This is a genomic window from Hydrocarboniphaga sp., from assembly GCF_965279055.1.
Lineage (GTDB): Bacteria > Pseudomonadota > Gammaproteobacteria > Nevskiales > Nevskiaceae > Hydrocarboniphaga.
Map to the genome: position 1 here is coordinate 974,534 of NZ_OZ257125.1, position 17,338 is coordinate 991,871.

General features: G+C 59.7%; 21 protein-coding genes and 1 pseudogene. 10 read left to right on the forward strand and 12 right to left on the reverse strand.

Annotated elements, in window-relative coordinates:
* Positions 1-11: 11 nt before the first annotated feature.
* The 3 genes from ACQZF9_RS04475 to ACQZF9_RS04485 form a co-directional block, all read right to left on the reverse strand.
* Positions 12-275, reverse strand: a complete 264-nt coding sequence (locus ACQZF9_RS04475; protein ID WP_428312067.1) for a YlcI/YnfO family protein — start codon at positions 273-275, stop codon at positions 12-14.
* A 975-nt stretch (positions 276-1,250) separates the two neighbouring features.
* Entirely contained in the window at positions 1,251-1,637 is a 387-nt protein-coding gene (locus ACQZF9_RS04480; protein WP_428312068.1) for a TraR/DksA family transcriptional regulator, read from the reverse strand.
* A 66-nt stretch (positions 1,638-1,703) separates the two neighbouring features.
* A complete protein-coding gene (locus ACQZF9_RS04485) occupies positions 1,704-2,066 on the reverse strand; it encodes a carboxymuconolactone decarboxylase family protein (RefSeq protein WP_428312069.1) in 363 nt (120 codons plus the stop codon).
* Between the two features lie 277 nt (positions 2,067-2,343).
* Between ACQZF9_RS04485 and ACQZF9_RS04490 the strand changes: the two genes are divergently transcribed.
* The 4 genes from ACQZF9_RS04490 (at position 2,344) to ACQZF9_RS04505 (ending at position 7,278) form a co-directional block, all read left to right on the forward strand.
* Positions 2,344-2,727, forward strand: coding sequence for a hypothetical protein (locus ACQZF9_RS04490; protein WP_428312070.1), 384 nt, complete (start codon positions 2,344-2,346; stop codon positions 2,725-2,727).
* Positions 2,724-3,629 carry a universal stress protein gene (locus tag ACQZF9_RS04495; protein WP_428312071.1) on the forward strand — a complete coding sequence of 302 codons (906 nt, stop codon included), beginning with the start codon at positions 2,724-2,726 and terminating at the stop codon, positions 3,627-3,629. The genes ACQZF9_RS04490 and ACQZF9_RS04495 overlap by 4 nt, the downstream gene beginning before the upstream one ends.
* 15 nt (positions 3,630-3,644) lie before the next feature.
* A complete protein-coding gene (locus ACQZF9_RS04500; RefSeq protein ID WP_428312072.1) occupies positions 3,645-6,275 on the forward strand; it encodes a cation-translocating P-type ATPase in 2,631 nt (876 codons plus the stop codon).
* A 97-nt stretch (positions 6,276-6,372) separates the two neighbouring features.
* A complete protein-coding gene (locus ACQZF9_RS04505) occupies positions 6,373-7,278 on the forward strand; it encodes a universal stress protein (RefSeq protein ID WP_428312073.1) in 906 nt (301 codons plus the stop codon).
* 127 nt (positions 7,279-7,405) lie between these two features.
* Here ACQZF9_RS04505 and ACQZF9_RS04510 read toward each other — a convergent pair whose 3' ends face one another.
* The 7 genes and pseudogenes from ACQZF9_RS04510 to ACQZF9_RS04540 form a co-directional block, all read right to left on the reverse strand.
* Complete coding sequence (locus ACQZF9_RS04510; RefSeq protein WP_428312074.1) at positions 7,406-8,446, reverse strand: glucose-1-phosphate adenylyltransferase; 1,041 nt, start codon at positions 8,444-8,446, stop codon at positions 7,406-7,408.
* A 189-nt stretch (positions 8,447-8,635) separates the two neighbouring features.
* Entirely contained in the window at positions 8,636-9,625 is a 990-nt protein-coding gene (locus ACQZF9_RS04515; protein WP_428310096.1) for an IS5 family transposase, read from the reverse strand.
* An 80-nt stretch (positions 9,626-9,705) separates the two neighbouring features.
* Positions 9,706-9,882: pseudogene (locus ACQZF9_RS04520) on the reverse strand (sugar phosphate nucleotidyltransferase); the annotation flags it as partial.
* 317 nt (positions 9,883-10,199) lie between these two features.
* Positions 10,200-10,568, reverse strand: coding sequence for a hypothetical protein (locus ACQZF9_RS04525; RefSeq protein ID WP_428312075.1), 369 nt, complete (start codon positions 10,566-10,568; stop codon positions 10,200-10,202).
* Positions 10,569-10,606: 38 nt separating this feature from the next.
* Positions 10,607-11,260 carry a BON domain-containing protein gene (locus tag ACQZF9_RS04530; protein WP_428312076.1) on the reverse strand — a complete coding sequence of 218 codons (654 nt, stop codon included), beginning with the start codon at positions 11,258-11,260 and terminating at the stop codon, positions 10,607-10,609.
* Between the two features lie 100 nt (positions 11,261-11,360).
* Entirely contained in the window at positions 11,361-12,005 is a 645-nt protein-coding gene (locus tag ACQZF9_RS04535) for a tetratricopeptide repeat protein (protein ID WP_428312077.1), read from the reverse strand.
* A 181-nt stretch (positions 12,006-12,186) separates the two neighbouring features.
* Positions 12,187-13,125, reverse strand: a complete 939-nt coding sequence (locus tag ACQZF9_RS04540; protein WP_428312078.1) for a universal stress protein — start codon at positions 13,123-13,125, stop codon at positions 12,187-12,189.
* Between the two features lie 136 nt (positions 13,126-13,261).
* Between ACQZF9_RS04540 and ACQZF9_RS04545 the strand changes: the two genes are divergently transcribed.
* The 4 genes from ACQZF9_RS04545 (at position 13,262) to ACQZF9_RS04560 (ending at position 15,281) form a co-directional block, all read left to right on the forward strand.
* Positions 13,262-13,549 (forward strand): hypothetical protein, encoded by a 288-nt coding sequence (locus tag ACQZF9_RS04545; RefSeq protein ID WP_428312079.1) that lies wholly within the window; start codon positions 13,262-13,264, stop codon positions 13,547-13,549.
* A gap of 115 nt (positions 13,550-13,664) precedes the next feature.
* Positions 13,665-14,093 (forward strand): Crp/Fnr family transcriptional regulator, encoded by a 429-nt coding sequence (locus ACQZF9_RS04550; RefSeq protein WP_428312080.1) that lies wholly within the window; start codon positions 13,665-13,667, stop codon positions 14,091-14,093.
* An 80-nt stretch (positions 14,094-14,173) separates the two neighbouring features.
* Positions 14,174-14,749, forward strand: a complete 576-nt coding sequence (locus ACQZF9_RS04555; RefSeq protein WP_428312081.1) for an NAD(P)H-dependent oxidoreductase — start codon at positions 14,174-14,176, stop codon at positions 14,747-14,749.
* 43 nt (positions 14,750-14,792) lie between these two features.
* Positions 14,793-15,281: a potassium channel family protein gene (locus ACQZF9_RS04560; protein ID WP_428312082.1), complete on the forward strand. Its 489-nt coding sequence runs from the start codon at positions 14,793-14,795 to the stop codon at positions 15,279-15,281.
* A gap of 366 nt (positions 15,282-15,647) precedes the next feature.
* Here the strand turns inward: ACQZF9_RS04560 and ACQZF9_RS04565 are convergent, their stop codons facing one another.
* Positions 15,648-15,899 carry a hypothetical protein gene (locus tag ACQZF9_RS04565; protein WP_428312083.1) on the reverse strand — a complete coding sequence of 84 codons (252 nt, stop codon included), beginning with the start codon at positions 15,897-15,899 and terminating at the stop codon, positions 15,648-15,650.
* 86 nt (positions 15,900-15,985) lie between these two features.
* The gene (locus ACQZF9_RS04570; RefSeq protein ID WP_428312084.1) at positions 15,986-16,198 is read right to left on the reverse strand and encodes a BON domain-containing protein; all 213 of its coding nucleotides are present in this window, start codon (positions 16,196-16,198) and stop codon (positions 15,986-15,988) included.
* A gap of 225 nt (positions 16,199-16,423) precedes the next feature.
* On the opposite strand from ACQZF9_RS04570, the gene ACQZF9_RS04575 reads away from it, so the two are divergent.
* Both ACQZF9_RS04575 and ACQZF9_RS04580 read left to right on the forward strand, forming a co-directional pair.
* The gene (locus tag ACQZF9_RS04575) at positions 16,424-16,642 is read left to right on the forward strand and encodes a DUF2934 domain-containing protein (RefSeq protein ID WP_428312085.1); all 219 of its coding nucleotides are present in this window, start codon (positions 16,424-16,426) and stop codon (positions 16,640-16,642) included.
* 75 nt (positions 16,643-16,717) lie between these two features.
* Positions 16,718-17,101 carry a hypothetical protein gene (locus tag ACQZF9_RS04580; RefSeq protein WP_428312086.1) on the forward strand — a complete coding sequence of 128 codons (384 nt, stop codon included), beginning with the start codon at positions 16,718-16,720 and terminating at the stop codon, positions 17,099-17,101.
* Positions 17,102-17,338 lie beyond the last annotated feature (237 nt).

Consider the following 17,338-nt stretch of genomic DNA (forward strand, 5'->3'; position numbering starts at 1 on the left):
AGCTGCTTTTGCTACCTTTGCTCTGCTTTCTTCAGGATACTGCGGAGTGAGTCCATGACTTCGGTCTGACTGGCATACGTGCCACTGGCGCGAGCTTCATCGCGCGCGGCCAGCCCACGTTCAATGAACTGACGTTGCATCTGACGCTGCTCGATCTGGCTCCGCAACGACTCTTCGACGAAGTTCGATAGCGTTTCGCCTTCATGCAGCACGTTCTCCGCCGCTTTGCGAAGGTCGGGCGTGACCCTGAGAGAGGGAATGGTTGCAGACTTCATTTCCTAGTCCTGTATCGCATTTGCGATGCAGTCTATCATGATGTGCTTGGGGAACACCTTCCGATTGAGCCGTTCGTTGAAGCATTTTGACCTGGCCACGGGTGGCTCATTTTCCGTGGTCGTTAGGTCCCTCGGTCGGCCAGGAAGTTATCTTCGTCACCTTCACGACCCGATTGCATCCACCCGTGATCTGAATGCGTCGAGGGACGCTTGAATCAGCCCCTCTAATTCCCGAGTGAACTCCATAGTTTGCTCGGATCGCCCGCGGGGCTTGTGGATGGGGGCGGGCGAGATGCCGAGAATTCCCTGCCTCTGGCGAAGGAAATTGGCCGAACCATTTCCCAAATGCACTGGCAATCGCTTGCCCTATGTCGGCAGGCTCATGTGCGTACTCGACTAGTAAGTGGATCGTCCGCCCTTCGCCGGTAGCATCGTAATCCGACCATGCGGTGAAGTAGATGGGATACGAAAGTTGATCGAGTTCGCCGGGATGTCACTGAGCAAAGATCCGATTGTTCGCAGCTGCTGCGGCGGGGCACATCACTAAAAGGACAACTAAAAAGAAATATCACAAGGGTGGTAGATCGCTGATCCAAGGCCAGACTCGCATCACCTCACGGGAAACCACCGCCGTGCCGACAGCGAATGTGAGGAGGAGCGCGATGACTAGCCAGCGGAGTGTCCATTTCTTCGAGATCATCATCATGATCACCTTCGTGTGTCCCGATAGGTCGAGAGTTGATCGTTCGATCATTCAATTCTGATCTTTTATCGAGTTTGAAACGCCAGGTAGATACGGACAGCGACAGAGATCAGGATACTGTCGCTTTTCTATTCAAGATATAGAAGCGGACGACTCAACGGTTTGTGAAAAGACGACAAAAATCTCTACACGGTGACGTGAAAATACAACTGACGCCGAACGGGATGTGAGCAAGCCCTGAAGCCGAACGGAGCCATAAAAAGCACGGTGAATTACATACTTATCGGAATCTTGGAATCGGAGAGTTTGTTTGCACAAATTGCACATTCCGTGGCGGAAGGTAGCGCCGAGACGCGGGCCTTTTCGATAGGTCTACCGCAGACGGAGCAGTCGTTTCCTTGTCCAATACTGATCCGGGCCAATGCGCGCTCAATTTGTATCAGCTCCCATTCCGCCGATCGTTCGAGAGAGTCCAGCACCTCGTCGTTCTCACGCTGGACAGCCTGATCTGAGAAGTTTGCTTCTAGCGGGGTTTCTCCATGGTGTCTGTCGACTCGAATCCGGGTTAGGCGAGTCTGCAGTTCGGCACGGGTTTTTAGGAGAAGGAGTTGGCGGCCGTTCGAATCTGAGTCATGCATCGGATCTCCTGGTAGTGGCATCGGCGACGTACTGCGAGGTCAACTTAAGGGGGTCGCGTAGTTCTCGCTCAGCTGGCCTTGGGTTTTTTAGATCGAGCTCTCTACCTTGGGGAAGGTCATCTGCTCATAGGCGGTCAGTGCATCAGCCGCATACATCAGCGAAGGTCCACCGCCCATATAAACAGCCATCCCGAGTGCTTCCTCAATCTCAAGTCGGGTGGCGCCATGACTGATCAGGGCCTGAACATGGAATCCGATGCAGGCGTCGCACCGTGCGGCGACACCGAGGGCCAAAGCGATGAGTTCCTTCGTCTTTCCATCCAACTCTCCGCTTTGGGTTGCAGCACGAGCCATCGTGTTGAAGCCTGCCATCACTTCCGGAATATCGGCCCTCAAAATTTTGAGAGAACTCGATACGCTTCTTGTGATCTCTCGATAATCTTTGGCCATGATGCTCATCCTGGTCACCCTTAGAGTGTTGAAGGCTGCATCGACGGGACATATCGGTCATTGATCTCGATCAATTTGTACGCTGCCAAACGCAGGGGTGCGTAGGCAAGACATGCGTTCTGTGAACCCGTCACTGCCACGCAGCGGAAGGTATCGTTCGCACGCTACCAACGATCTGTTCGGACTCGCCTAAGCGATATCCCAGTTCGATTGACCGGGATCAACGCCACGTGAGGGGGCCCCGAGCACACTGCTGAGCCTTGACAGGAGAAGTAGCGTGAGACGAACCAATCGCAAAAGTCTTCCGGGAAAAGTCGGCGCAAACGGAAGTGCTCAGCAACACCACCAGCCCGAAGCGTCGGCGACTATCGAAGGCGTGCGCCCGGTAACACGCGACGATCTCGATGCTCTCGGCGAGCTACGCAGCGAGCTGCAGTTCGCCGCCCATTTCTACAAGGAAGATCTCAAGGAGCGATGGGACAATGCCGAACGGCACTGGCATGAGCTGCAGCAGAAGCTGAAATCAGTAGAGAACGCTGCCAGTGTTTCGCGCATCGAGATCGGCTTTGCTATTTCGATTCTCGTCACCTCGCTCCATGACGCGTATTTGGAACTGCGTCGGGCAGTAGTTCAATCACAAACGAAGGAGACGACGACATGAGCCAGTATCAGCGCATTTTGTTGATCGCTGATTCCGCGATGCGGCGCACCGCGGCATTCGAGCAGGCGGCATGGCTTGCCAGACGTAGCGGCGCTGAACTCCACATGGCGATCTTCGATCGAAATGCCATCATCGCGGCGGCCGGGGAGATCAACTCTCGAGGCTACGCCGACGCCGAGTCGGCCTGGCTACAGCAGCGTCGTCGGTGGCTGTCGGACCAGGCTGCGGAACTGGCCGGTCTGGGAATCAGAACCCGATTCGAAGTGATCTGGGCGAAAGCGGCGGCGAAGCCGATCCTCGATCATGTCGCTGAAGTGGCGCCGGATATCGTGATCAAGGACGGCCGCTACGAAAGTCATTTGCGTCGTTTGCTGTTCACTCCGCTGGACTGGCAGCTGCTTCGTCTTTGTCCCGTTCCGTTGATGTTCGCAAGTGAACTCAGCCATGTCGTGCCCAAACGGATCGTGGCGGCGGTCGACGCCAGCTACAGGACCGTCGAGCATGATGAGCTGAATCACCGCATCATCAAACAGGCACTGTCGTTGTCGATCCAGTGCGATGCCGAGTTGCATCTGGTCTATTCGATGGCGGGTCCGAACTCGATGATCGACGCCGATGGCAGTCGGGTCGGTGCGATAGGCGAGCTTTACGCCAGTCTCTTGCCGACGCACCAACGCAATTTTGAAGCGCTTGCCAAACTGCACAGCGTGCCCGAAGACCGACGTCACTTTCTCGACGGGCAGCCGGCCAAAACGCTGCCACGATTCGTACGTGCCGACCACAGTGATGTGCTGGTGCTCGGATCGACGCGTCACTCGATGCTGGACCGGTTCCTGATGGGCACCAACGCCGAAGCCATACTGGATGCTGCTCCGTGCTCAATCCTGGCGGTCAAATCATAACCGTCGGCGGTGACCATGGACGCAGCGCGCGCCGACGCCGATCTGCCAGATCAGCAACAGGGACCGGACCCCGCATGGTATCTGCTGACGGTCGATGAATGCCTCGCTCGGCACGGAGTCGATGCCGGGCAGGGATTGAGCGAAGCCTCTGCGCTGGATCGCCGGGCCGCTTACGGTAGCAATCAGATCCCTGAAGCCGGACGTCTGACCGTCATCGGTTTGCTGTCCCGCCAGTTCAAGGAACCGATGGTCGTGCTGCTGCTGATCGCTGCGGTGCTGTCGGGGCTGATCGGCGAGGCCGTGGATACGCTGGCCATTCTGGTGATCGTCGCGCTCAACGCGGGCTTTGGCTTCGCACAGAGTTGGCAGACCGATCGCGCGATCGATGCCTTGAAGCAATACTCCACGCCGTTGGCCAGCGTACGCCGTCAAGGCCGCGTTACGCGCATTCCGGCCGATCAGGTCGTGGTCGGCGACATCGTTGAAATGGAAGCGGGTGCGGTAGTACCGGCCGACCTGCGACTGATCGACGCGGCTCGATTCGTCTGCGACGAATCCATCCTGACCGGAGAATCGTTTGCCGTTGAGAAACGGCTGCCGCCGCTTGCCGCCGAAGCGCCGCTCCCCGAGCGCAGCAACATGGCCTACAAGGGCAGCCTCGCGGTGAGCGGGCGTGCGACCGGCTTGGTCGTTGCAATCGGAACCGGCACGGAACTGGGCCGCATCGCCGAGTTGCTGCTGGTGGAGGGCGACGTGCGGACGGCCTTGCAGCGAAAGCTGGCTGCACTGGGGCGGCAGATAACCGGCGTGGTGATCGCCGTCGCGGTGCTGATGTTCGTCTATGGGTACGTCCTCGGCTACGAGCTGATTCCGCTGCTGATGAGCGCGCTTTCGCTGGCAGTGGCAGCAATACCAGAAGCGATGCCGGCAGTACTGACGATGGCCTTCAGCCTGGGCGCCGCGCGAATGGCAAAGCAGCACGCGCTGGTCAAGCACTTGCCGGCGGTCGAGACACTGGGTTCGGTCACGCGTATCTGCTCCGACAAGACCGGTACCCTGACGCAGAATCGGATGAGCGTGCTGGAGACGTGGTCGGCGGTGGACCGTCAACGCCGGCATTCGCTCGACCTCGAGCAGACGATGCGGCGCGTGATGGCGCTAAACAACGATGCCAGCCTGGGAGTCGGCGATGCGCCGCATACCGGAGATCCCACGGAGATAGCGCTGGCCATCGCCGCGGCAGCGAGCGGGCCGGGCCTGCGGCAGATCTGGCCTCGGGTGAGCGAACTGCCGTTCGACAGCCTGCGCCGGCGAATGCTCACCGTGCATCGCGGGGGGAGCGGCGAGTATCTGGCGTTGGTGAAGGGCGCTCCCGAGTCGGTGCTGCCGCTATGTAGAGACATCAATGTCGCTGCTTTCGAGACTCAGATGGCGCAGATGGCGGAGCGGGGCGGGCGGATTCTGGCTTTTGCCCAGCGCAGCCTGAAGCAACTTCCCAGCGAACTGGGTGAGGTGGAACGGGACCTCGAGTTCATCGGTCTTGCGAGTCTGCTGGATCCACCGCGGGTCGAGGCGGCCAAGGCAGTAGACGATGCAGCTCGCGCCGGCATCCAGACGCTGATGGTGACCGGTGATCACCCCAGCACCGCGGTGGCTATAGCGCGTTGCGTCGGCATCTCCACCGAGGCCGGAGTGCTGACTGGAACGCAGATCGGCTTGCTATCAGAGGCAGAGCTGCAGCAGCAACTGAGCAGCGTCCGTACTTTTGCACGCGTCAGTCCCGAGCAGAAAATTCGCATCGTCAAAGCTCTGCGTGCCTCGGGTGAGGTGGTCGCCGTAACCGGCGACGGCGTCAACGATGCGCCCGCATTGAAAGCAGCGGATATCGGTATCGCAATGGGGCGGGGGGGAACCGACGTCGCCCGACAGGCCGCGGATCTCGTGCTACTCGACGACAACTTCGCGACGATCATTCCCGCCGTTCGCGAAGGCCGGCGGATCTACGCCAATATCCGGAAGTTCCTGAAGTACGCGCTCACGACCAATACTGCCGAGCTGTTGACTCTCGCGCTTTCACCGGTATTAGGCTTGCCGCTCCCGCTGCTTCCGGTGCAAATCCTCTGGATCAACCTGGTATCGGATGGCTTGCCAGGCCTGGCTCTGGCGCGCGATCCGGTTGACGATGACGTGATGAAGGAGGCGCCACGGCGATCCGACGAGACGCTTTTTTCGAGCGGCCTCGGCGCTCACATTATCTGGATGGGCCTCTTCATGAGCGCGCTATTGCTCGCGGTTCATGCATGGTCGAACAGCCGCATGGACGCTCACGGCCCAAGCTTGGTGTTCACCGCACTGATATTCGCCGAGATGGCCCAGGTGCTGTCAATTCGCGCCGGCTGGCGCGTGGCGACTGGTCTTGAGTTGCTGCGTAATCGCATTCTGCTAGTGGCGGTCGGCGTCATGTTGGTGTCGCAGATGATCCTGATCTACTGGGAACCGGCGAATCGATTGTTTTCGACGCAGCCCCTTTCAGCTCTCGAGTTGGGAATCGCCGTAGCCGTCGCCGCAGTCGTTTTTGGTGCATCAGAAATAGAGAAACTGGCGGTTCGCCGCAAGTGGCTATATCAGCGCCGCACTGCAGGCTGAAACGCAACGATCCTGTCTCAGTGAGATTGACCTCAGTCAAGGCTGCCATGAACCCGGCGCTGCATAGTGCGTTACACCCGCCGATTCGGACGCACCGATGGAAAACTACAAGCGCATCCTGCTAATTGCCGACCCGTCGATGCGGCGTACCGTGGCGTTCGAGCGTGCCGTGTGGCTCGCCCGTAGCAGCGGTGCGGCCTTGCACATTACGCTTTTCGACCGCAATCCCTTGATCAACCTTGCGGCACTGATCGACAAGGATCGCGCGCACGCCGCGATCGATGCCTGGTTGAACGAACGCCTCGTCTGGCTGCGCGGTGAAGCAGCCGAGCTCGAAAGCGACGGGCTGAAGGTCAGTACCGATGTGGTTTGGGCCGCCCCTGTCGAAGACGACGTGTTGATGGCCATCGCCGACTACGATCCCGATCTGGTGGTCAAGGATGTGCACTACGAAAGCCGGGTGAAGCGCGTATTGCTGAAGCCGCTCGACTGGCAGCTGCTGCGGTCCTGCCCGGTGCCGTTGCTGTTCGCGCACACGTTCTCGCATGCAGTGCCGAGCCGGGTGCTGGCGGCAGTCGATGCGAGCTTGCCATCGAAGGAGCAGAAGGCGATCAACCAGCGGGTCATCGAACGTGGGTTGTTCCTGGCGCGGCAGTGCAAATCAGAGTTTCATTTGCTGTATGCGTTTATCGGACCCTACACCCCGATGATGCCGATGGGACCGGCGGCTGCCTATTTGAGCGACTTCTACAGGTCGGTCGAGCCGGCCCATCGTCGCAACTTCACCGAACTGGCTGACGCTTACGGTGTGCCGATCGAGTGCCGGCATTTCATTAGCGGGCCGGCGGCGCAAACCATCGCCGATTTTGCTCGAGAAGATCACAGCGATGTGCTGGTGATTGGCACGCTGCGCCACGGTCTTGTCGATCGCATGCTGCTGGGCTCGACCGCCGAGGCGATCCTTGATCTGTCGCCCTGCGACGTGCTGGCGGTAAAAAACTGATCGTCGCCGTGATCGCAGGAATCAGCGCGTCATTCCGGGCCAACGGCCGGGCTCAACTGAAAGCGCCACAGCCATCCTACCGATAAGCGCATTCATCACGGTGTGAATGTGGGACTGAGAAGCCCCATCAAGAAGCAGACGTCAGTGCCGCAAGATCGGCCGCTGTCACAAGGGTTACGCCGTGATCCGTAACGTCGAAGCGGCTCTTATCCATCTCAGGATTAAACCCCACGACCATGCCGTCTGGGATGGAGCAACTACTTTCGACAATGACTTTTCTAAGCCGGCAATTTCGCCCGACAGTGACGTCGCGAAGGATCACACTCTCTTCGATTTCTGTGCCCTCGTGAACGTGGACATTCGGAAACAACAGGGAGCTTCTTACGACGGCGCCGGAGACGATGCAGCCACCTGCAACCAGGGAATCCAATGCGTGCCCACGTCGCGTGTCTTCGTCGAACACGAACTTGGCGGGAGGCACCTGCTCTTGGTAGGTCCAGATCGGCCAGTTGCGGTCGTATAGATTGAGCGGTGGATCGACCTGTGCCAGCTCCAGATTGGCCTTCCAATAGCTGTCGATGGTGCCCACGTCGCGCCAGTAGCCGCGTTGGTTGCCAAGCGGGTCGCGAAATGGATAGGCATAGACCCGATCGCCTGATGAAACCGCCGCCGGCAATACGTCGTAGCCAAAATCATGAGTCGAGCTGACGTTGGCGGCATCGGCGGACAACATTCTATCGAGATAATTCGCGTTGAACACATAGATGCCCATGGAAGCCAAGGCGGTGTCAGGACGGCCCGGGATACTGGCGGGGTGTCGAGGCTTCTCCTGAAAGCTGAGGACGCGACTATCTGAATCGGCTCCCATCACACCGAAAGCAGTCGCCTCGCCAATCGGGACCTCGATGCAGCCTACGGTAACATCGGCCAGGCTGCTGACGTGAAAGCCGAGCATCGCTCCATAATCCATCTTGTAGATGTGGTCTCCGCCCAGAATGAGCACGAACTGAGGAGCGTGCTGATGGATGATCTCGGTGTTCTGATGAATGGCGTCCGCGGTTCCTTTGTACCAATCGGACCCCGTGTGCTGCTGCGCCGGTAGGATCTCCACGAACTCGTTGAACTCCCGATGCAGAAAGCTCCATGACGCGCTGATGTGAGTGATCAACCCCTGTGCTTTGTATTGAGTCAGCACCCTACTCGACGAATGCCCGAGTTTCGACAGTTAGGGAACCTCTGAATAACTCACCGAAAGTCGAAGCGGTGACTGCGGCGCTGCCTTCATGATTGTTTTCTGCGAAGCCGACTGATTCATTTATCGGCCTGAGCTGATCAAAAGACGCTTACCGGTGACAATTCATCCCACATTGAGTATCAGCGGGCGCAATTCCCCCGTCATCGACAGCAATTTCTTTCGCACCATCCACAGATTCGACAGCGCAAACAGGGTCATCACCTGCGCCGTGTTTTTCGCCAGGCCCTTGAAGCGCACCTTGTTGTAGCCGAACTGCCGCTTGATTACGCGAAACGGATGCTCGACGAAGGCGCGAACGCGAGCCTTGGCATATTCCGCCTGCTGAGCCGCGCGCTTTTGACTGCCTTCCGGCATCGCACGAATCCGGCTTGAGCGAGCCGCGATCTGCCACTGCAGTTTCTTTCTCACCACGCGCTTGTCTGCGCCCGTGTAGCCCGCGTCGGCATAGACTACTTGCTCCCTGCCGTGCAGCAACTCGTCCACCACCGCGATGTCGGCTTCATTGGCAGCGGTTACCACCACGGTGTGCACCAAGCCAGAATCCACGTCCGCGCCGATGTGCGCCTTCATGCCGAAAAAGTACTGATTGCCTTTCTTGGTCTGGTGCATCTCGGGATCGCGCTCACCGTCGGCGTTCTTGGTCGAACTCGGCGCCGAAATGATCGTGGCATCCACCATGCTGCCGCGCTTGAGCAGCAAGCCTTTGCGCCCCAGGTAGGCATTGATCCGGGTGAAAAGCTCCAGCGCTAACCCATACGTTTCCAGCAGGTGTCTGAAATTCAGAATCGTGGTCTCGTCCGGAATCGGCCGCGTCAGCGACAGCCCGGCAAACTGACGCATCGAGGCGACTTCGTACAGCGCCTCTTCCATCGCCGGATCCGACAATCCGAACCAGTTCTGCATGAGGTGAATGCGCAGCATCGTCGCCAGCGGATACGGCGGCCGTCCATCGCCGCCCACCGGATACACCGGCTCGATCAGCGACAGCAGCAGCTTCCACGGAACCACCTGGTCCATCTCGGCTAGGAAAATCTCCCGACGTGTCCGTTTTCGCTTGCCCGCGTACTCCGCGTCCCCGAAACTCAACTGCATTGCTTCCGCTCCGATTCTTTTCTAGCCACAGATCGCAGCAACCATCACGCCACTCGCAATGGGTTTTTCAGACCTTCCTTAGACAGCGGGAAATCGATCAATCGATACTTGGCGCCGAATGGAACTGCCGGTTTGGCCACGTTGGCCGTCAGTGCGCCAAGGCGAGTACCCCTGCCGCCGGCGAGGATCAGCGCAAGGGTGTCCCGCGTCAGCAAGCTGACGAAGCGCCCCGCGGCTCCTGGATGGATCGGGCTCATCGTGACGGGTCAACGGCACCACTCAGCGCGCAGCTGCTGACATTCCGCGTACCACGAGCAGGCGGATTCGCCGCATTGCTTAACATCGGTGGTGAAGCAGGGCTCAAGGCCTGCCTGCATTTGCTCAAAGCGAATCAACCAGCGGCGATGAGTTGCCAAAACGGCCTCGGCGCGCGAGTCGTTCCGGAGAGGTGCCACGGAGGTCGTAGAGTTCATGGCCGGTACCGAGTCCAGGATTACCAACGAATCATGGTTCACTGAGCTTCGTTAGACATTGATTGGGATAAAAGCTACAAACAACATGGCAGTGGTTCGATTCACTCGACGATCCGCCAATGCCCATGACGCCGGCAGGCCAGACCGTCGATTTGTAGCCGACGGTCGACCAGCCATGCCGAGATGTCGAAGGCGCGACATGGGCCTGCTGCCGTATCGAAGACGTCCGCGATCTGGATCGTGTAGACGTTATGAGAAATGGGATTGCGCCACCGGTCCGCTTGGGCATCGGGGCCGGCATCAAGCAACTCTTCCACTCGCGCCAGATCGTTCTGGTCGAGTTCCGATGCCAGGTGCTTGTAGAGTCGGCTTCTCTCGCTTAGTTGCAGATCCGAGTCGGCGATCACCGGCGTCACGACCAGCATCGACAGCAGCGGCACGAGATATGAAAGCCGCCGCAAAAATTGCATCGGCGTGGTCAGTCTCGACGTTATGCCAGAGGCACTTTTCAAAACCCGATCTCGATCTGATTGACGACTTTTACGACGCCCGGTACCGCCCAGGCCGCATCCTCGGCGCATGCACGCTCCAGTACCGTGTGAACATGGCCTCCGAGAACGACGGTGCCTTCATCGGCAACCTGAACCGTCACTCGATCTGCCTCCAGATCGGCAGCGTGTTCGAAGCGGTTGCGGATCACGCGCTGGATCTGGCCCGGATCCGGAGCGCCCGCAATGTGAATTTCGTTGTGTACGGCGTGCACGCCACCCAGATTCGCCAGGTCGCTTTCCGCGACGCGGCGCTTCGCTTCCGAATCGGCTTCGCCACGGATGGTCAGGTCGCCGCGCTCGGAGGTGATCGTGAACGCACCGACCGGTAACCTGTCGTCGCAATCGAGTAGGCAACGGGCTTTGAATACGATGGAATCGTCGGGCCTGTCATCGTGGCCGTCGGTGGCCGAGTCCAGGCCCTGGGCCAGCCCGACGACTCCTGCCACTCCGAGCACGAGCAACTCTGCCCGGCGCTTCTGTTCCTGATCGGGAACCGAGCCGACCAGCGTCACCACGCCGTGATGGACCAGCACGCGGATCAGGGACGCGTCGACGTTCGGCGCGGAGAAGAGTTCGTCTAGCACGGCCTGCTTGAGCTGGATGTCGTCCATTGGCTTGTCTGATCGAAGGAAGGCAGGGTCAATACTGCTGGTGTGGCTGGGCAGTGACATTGACGTCGGTCAACAGCGGGCTGTCGCGCGGTGCCGCACTTCAGGGTGCTACCGTGTCCTGACAGTTCAATTCGCGGCGCGCTCGCTCGAGCAGTTGTGGCAGATCGCTGGACGGCAAGTTCTCCTCGCCGTAGTAGCGAATCAGGCTTGCATGGGCGGCATTGAATGCCGTGTACGCTTCCTGATAGCGATGCGACGCGAGATACAGAATCCCGAGTTGCCCTTGCGTCTCCGCGATCTCCAGATCATCGGGTTCGTACGAGAGCCCCAGAATTGCCTGAGCGCGCAGCAGCTTGCGTTCGGCCAGCGAGATATTGCCGGTGACTTGCAGGATGTCGGCCTGACGTCGAAGCGCCGGCACCATCATCGGATCGTCGGCGCCGAACACCGCTTCGGTGACGTCGGCCGCCTGCTGCGCCAGCAGCGTGGCGTCGTCGAATTGACCCTGGTCGACGCGCAGCTGCGCCAGGTTCTCGAAGGCTGTTGCCTGTTCCGGCGCGCCGCTTCTCAGGCGCACGGCGAGGTCTGCGGCAGCCTCGCATTTGTATATCGCGTTCGGATAGTCGGCAGAGCGGAGAGCGCGGTCGCAGGCTTCGTTGAAGCTCCATACGTCCGGTGGCGTCGCCATGGCGGGGGCGGTGACGCCGAGCAGAACTACGAGAGCAGCCATCGTTGAGATGTTCATGCTGGTTTCCTGATTGGCACCTGTTCAAGATGCGCTTCAGCCGGCAGACGGACGATGATGTGGGTCAAGCGATGGCGCGATATCGATTGACCTGGATCAACGCGATAGTGCGAAATTTGCGAGTCTGCACCGGTGTTCGCAGGCCGGCCGCTATGCCGGGCTGCGTCAGCAGCCCCCGGAATTACGTCGCTCGCTTGACTGCCAGTACGTTGCACGGCGCGTTCTGAAGAATCGACTCGCCGCTGGTGCCGAGCATCGCCCTATCCATCGCCGTGTGATGCTCGGCGCCGATGACGATGACGTCGCTGTTGTCGCCCCTGGCGAATTCGGCGAGCGCCAGGCCCGGTGCGCCAGGAAGAAAGTGTCGTCTTTCGGCGGCAACGCCGTAGCGATCGCAGATCGCGGCGAAGTTGTCGATGGCGATGGCCTCCAATGTGGCGTAGAGCTCGGCGGCCATTTCGACGCCGGTACCCATCGGATCCATCGGAATGGCCGCCGCCACTTCAAAGCAATGGGCCAGGTGAAGTTCGGCGTCGCTCTGCAGCGCGAGTGAGAGCGCTGCGTGAATGATCTGGTCGTTGAGAACTTCGACCGCCGCCGAAGTCGGCTGGATATCGACAGCGGCCACGATGCGCTTCGGTAACGCATGTGCCAACGAATTGACCAGCAACAGCGGAACCGGACAGTCTCGAAGCAGATGCCAGTCTAGTGGCGTCAGCAACACCCGTTTGATCAGGTTTTCATGGGTGGTGTCCTTGATGACCAAGTCGGGCTGGTATTCCTGGACATGGATTAGGATCTCTTCGAGCAGACTGCGTGTCCACACCACCTCTGACGTGGCCGAAACACCGTCGCGCGCGAGCAGCATCGTCTCTTCCTTCAGGCGCGCGATCTTTTCCCCAATCCAGGATTCACGCGCCATCTTGCTTTCGGAATGGTCCAGTTTCTCGGCAGCGGCGATCACGCGGTTGCGGTCAAACAGCACCATGTGCAACGACGCGCCGCTGGCTCGCGCTAGCCAGGCCGCTCTTTCGAACGCGGGGGTGCGCCGCAGCGTCGGATCCACGATCAGCAGGATCCGCTGATAGTTTCCGGGAGTGAGCGTCAGGCTTGAGGTCATGGAGAAGCTCGGCAATAAGGCGCTTCATGTTGGCGTGCGCGTGATCGCGTCTCATTGACCAGGGTCAAGGGGGAGGGGGGCGGTCGATCGCTATGCTGCCTGTGCCGGCGATTACCGCCGATGCGATGGCGTAATCATGACCACCTTGCCGAGCTACTGGATCACGCATCCGAGCTGTCGCCTGCATCGCATGGAGGCATCCGAGGCGAGCGTGGCATCGCTGCTGCGTGTGCATGGCGCCGATCACGTCGAAGCTGTCTTGAGGACTAGGCCTGCAGAGGGGCTGATCCATATCGACCCTGATACGTCGATGAATGCCCATACCGCCACCGCGGCCTTGCATGCGGCAGGAGCGGGTCGATCTTGTTTTGAGTCGAACGTCGCCGTGAGCCGGATGCCGGTGGTCGAGGGCGAGCACCTGTAGCGGGCCGACGACAAGGCCGACCACGTCTACGTGGTTCGTGGCGGAGCGTTGAAGACCTACGTGACGTCCCTCGAAGGCGACGAAGAGATCCGCGGCTTTCACCCTCGCCGAAGAAGTGGCAGGACTTGACGCCATCTGCCAGCCGAGCGTCCGCTCCAGCGCGCGGGCGTTGTCCCGCACCGGGATATGTCGCCTGCCGGTCGCGTCAGTACGCTGCCGGATGCTTGAGTCGGGCTCGTTCCGCGATCGCATCCTGGCCAACCTGGGCCGTGAGTTCGATCGCCTGAACGGCATGCTGCACCGTGAGCGTTGCACGGCCGACCAGCGTGTTGCCAGCTTCCTGATGAGTCAGCTGAGATGTGATGAAACTGAAAAGACGGAGATACAGCTGCCGATGTCACGCGTGGATCTGGCTCGCTGTCTGGATCTTGCAACGGAGACGGTGTCTCGTGTTTTCACCCGGCTTCAGGCGCGCAATATCCTGCGCAGCCAGGGAGCCGTCAGCGAGGTGGTGGACCGCGATGCACTGAGCGCTTTGGCCTGACACCGTCGTCTTGACCGGGGTCAAGGGAGCCGGCCTGACTCCTGGCTATGCTGGCGACTCCAGACTACCCGGACTGCATCATGCGAATCGCTATCATCCAGGGCCATCCCGACGCCAGTGAGACACACCTTGGCCATGCCCTGGCACGCGCCTATGCCGACGCAGCAGAAAAGACGGGGCATGAAGTGCGAAACATCATCGTCGCCCAACTGGCGGTGCCGTTGTTGTACACCAAGGACGAGTGGCAGAACGGCGAAGTACCTGAGACGGTGATGGCGGCGCAGGATGTGATGATGTGGGCCGACCATCTGCTGATCGTGCATCCGCTCTGGCTAGGATCGATGCCCGCGTCTTTCAAAGCGTTCTTGGAGCAGGTCTCTCGGCCTGACTTCACCGTCGTTCGCGGCAGCAAAGGCGCATTGAAGCGGCTCAGCGGCCGGTCCGCGCGTGTGGTCCTCACAATGGGAATGTCGGGGCTGTTGTACCGGTTCTACTTCATGGCCCAAGGTTTGAAGAGCCTGGTCCGGAACATCCTGAAATTTGCCGGCATCTCCCCGGTGAGCACCACCGTTGTGGGGATGGTTGAGGGTCGGCACAATCGTGTCGAATCGAAGTGGCTGCCGCTGATGCGTCGATACGGCGCGCTGGCAATATGACGCCGCGTCGATACGGCGTCGATGCGCTCGCGTGACGTCCACGATGACACCCGAACTGTTGCGTGCGGCAACGTCACCACTTTACTGGGGCATCGTCGTCGCGACATTGCTGTTGGTCGGAGGCGCGGTCACGCTCCACTTCGAAGGTCTCGATCGTCTCAACCGGACGATGCCGCAGTGGCGTATGGCTCCGCGCATGCGGATCCTTCGTCTGATCTTCGTGATCATCGCATTGCATATCGCCGAGATCTGGGTCTTCGGCATCGGTCTTCATCTAATTACGCTGATACCTGGCAGCGGAGACATCGGGGCTGGCACTTCCCGCGTACTGGATGCGGTCTATCTGTCTACGACGACGTTCACGACCGTGGGATACGGCGACTTGGTGCCCCGAGGTCCTTTGAGATTGGTACTAGGCAGCGAAGCCTTGACCGGCTTCGTGCTGTTGACCTGGTCAGCGTCTTTCACCTACCTCGAAATGCAACGCTTCTGGCAGACTGACAATTTAAGCGTCTCAGCACGGGCTGGGTGATCCGCGTCAATGCCAGGTTGAAACTGGTGCGTCATCATGCGTGCGCAGCAATGCCAGGGATTAAATCGATGCATAGCGCAGTCGGCAGACACTAGGACGCTGCTTGCCGGATCGAGTTGACGGTGATCAATGTCGTCCCGTCGGTGATACCCGATGCTTCTCTGGCCCCCAAGGGATGGGCGGTCATGAAGAAGACGATGATGGCGGTGGTGGTTCGCAGCTTTGGTCAGCCGCTTCAGATTGAGCAGGTTCAGATTCCGATATCAGGTCGTGGCGAGGTATTGATCAAGCTGCTGGCGAGCGGCGTCTGGCACACCGATTTGCATGCGGCCGCCTGGTTACGGCGGTGTCTCCGGTCGCATTCGGTCAGCCCTTGGCAATGGCACGGCGCACGGCGCGGTCAGCCTGGCAGGGCTTACCCCCGGCGGGTTCGAGGCCCCGATCTTCGACGTCGTGCTGCAGCGTCTGACGATTCGGGGCCCCATCGTCGGTGCCCGTCTGGATCTCCAGGAGGCCGTGGCATTTGCTGTTCAGAGCGAAGTGCGGCCGACGGTTCACAGCGTCAGGCTGCATCAGATCAACGAAGTCCTTCAAGATCTGAACGCCCGAAAGGTCCATGGCAGGATCGTCATCGATATGCGTTAGCCGCTCGCTGCGACGTCGCCTGCCTCATCACCGAGGCAGGACTCTAAGAAGAGTAGCAGCTAGAGGCGGACTTCCAGTTGCTGGTTGAGGCGCTTCACGCCTTCGACCCGGCGAGCCGTCAGCGCTGCAAGGTGCATCTGCACGTAATCGCGGACGTGACCGATAAGCTCGACCTCGCCGGCGTCCACATGAACATCAATATGCGTGGCATCGATTGCCGTATCGGCAGTCAATGCTTGTAGTACACAGAGCTTCAGGTGAAGGTCATCCATATTTTCTCGTCCGATGGAGGCGGCCGCCCTGCACGGGCCGGATTGCCACGATCCTGTGCAGTCGAGCGAGCGTCTGCATTGATCGGGGTCAAGGTAGGAGGGCTCCGTTGGAGATGCCAACAAAATTGGGATTGCCTCGATGGCCGGTCGTTGACATGGGTCAATGCCGGGTGGAGCGCCAAGGCCCGAGAATCGTACGGTCGACACCAACGCAAGAGAAACGAGATGTCTTACATGGCCGAGCTCTTACCGCAGACAAATCTGCAGCACGTTCCCTCCAACTGTCGTCGCGTAACGGCGGACCAGATAGTCGACCTGATTTCGGAGGCGGCTTACTTCCTGGCTGAACGTCGCGGATTCGAGCCCGGTGCTTCGATGGAGAACTGGCTGGAAGCGGAACGCCAGATCAAGAGCAAGTTCGAGGGCGAGTACTACTGCGACTAGTTGTTGCGGTGATGACATCGGGCAACGCGCAATGGCGATCTGGCCTTGCAACCGTCAGCGTAGGAGGCCGCTCGAATGAAACCCAGCGATCACACAATCGATGCCGCGGTGATGCGGATCTTTCGCGGGAGTTTCGTCCCGGTCGGCGGCCGGATCGAACTTCAGCAACTGCAGTTGCAATGGGAGCAGCTCAAGTTTCGGCGAGGCGACTTGCTCGATGCAATCGTACGACTGGAAGCGGGCGGCCGGCTAAGGTCGCAGGTGATCAACGGGCAGCTCTTTCTGGCTCAGCGGGACGACCCGAACAACAGCGATCTGAAGCCGCCTACGGCGTTGGCGATGCTGAGCCGAGGAATGCAGGCACTCGAGTTGAGTCTGATCAACAGACGACGCCGTGCCTCCGGAATTCTCGCGATGCAGAAACGCGCTACGGATCGCGGCCCTCAATCGACGAAATGATTCGCGGAATTGCTGGGCAGGGATAACGATGGGACTTCGCTACTACGATCCGGCGACTGGCAGCCACCGGATCAAGACTCGCTTCTACTATGCAGCGGTCGGCTTCCTGCTGGGCACGGCCGTGGGACTCATCTTGTCTTTCGCGATGTGAGATCGACATCGCGGGTCAAATGACTCAGATCAATGCGGCATCAGGATCGGCCAGTGAGTATCGACGGATTCGACACGGGGCGGCGC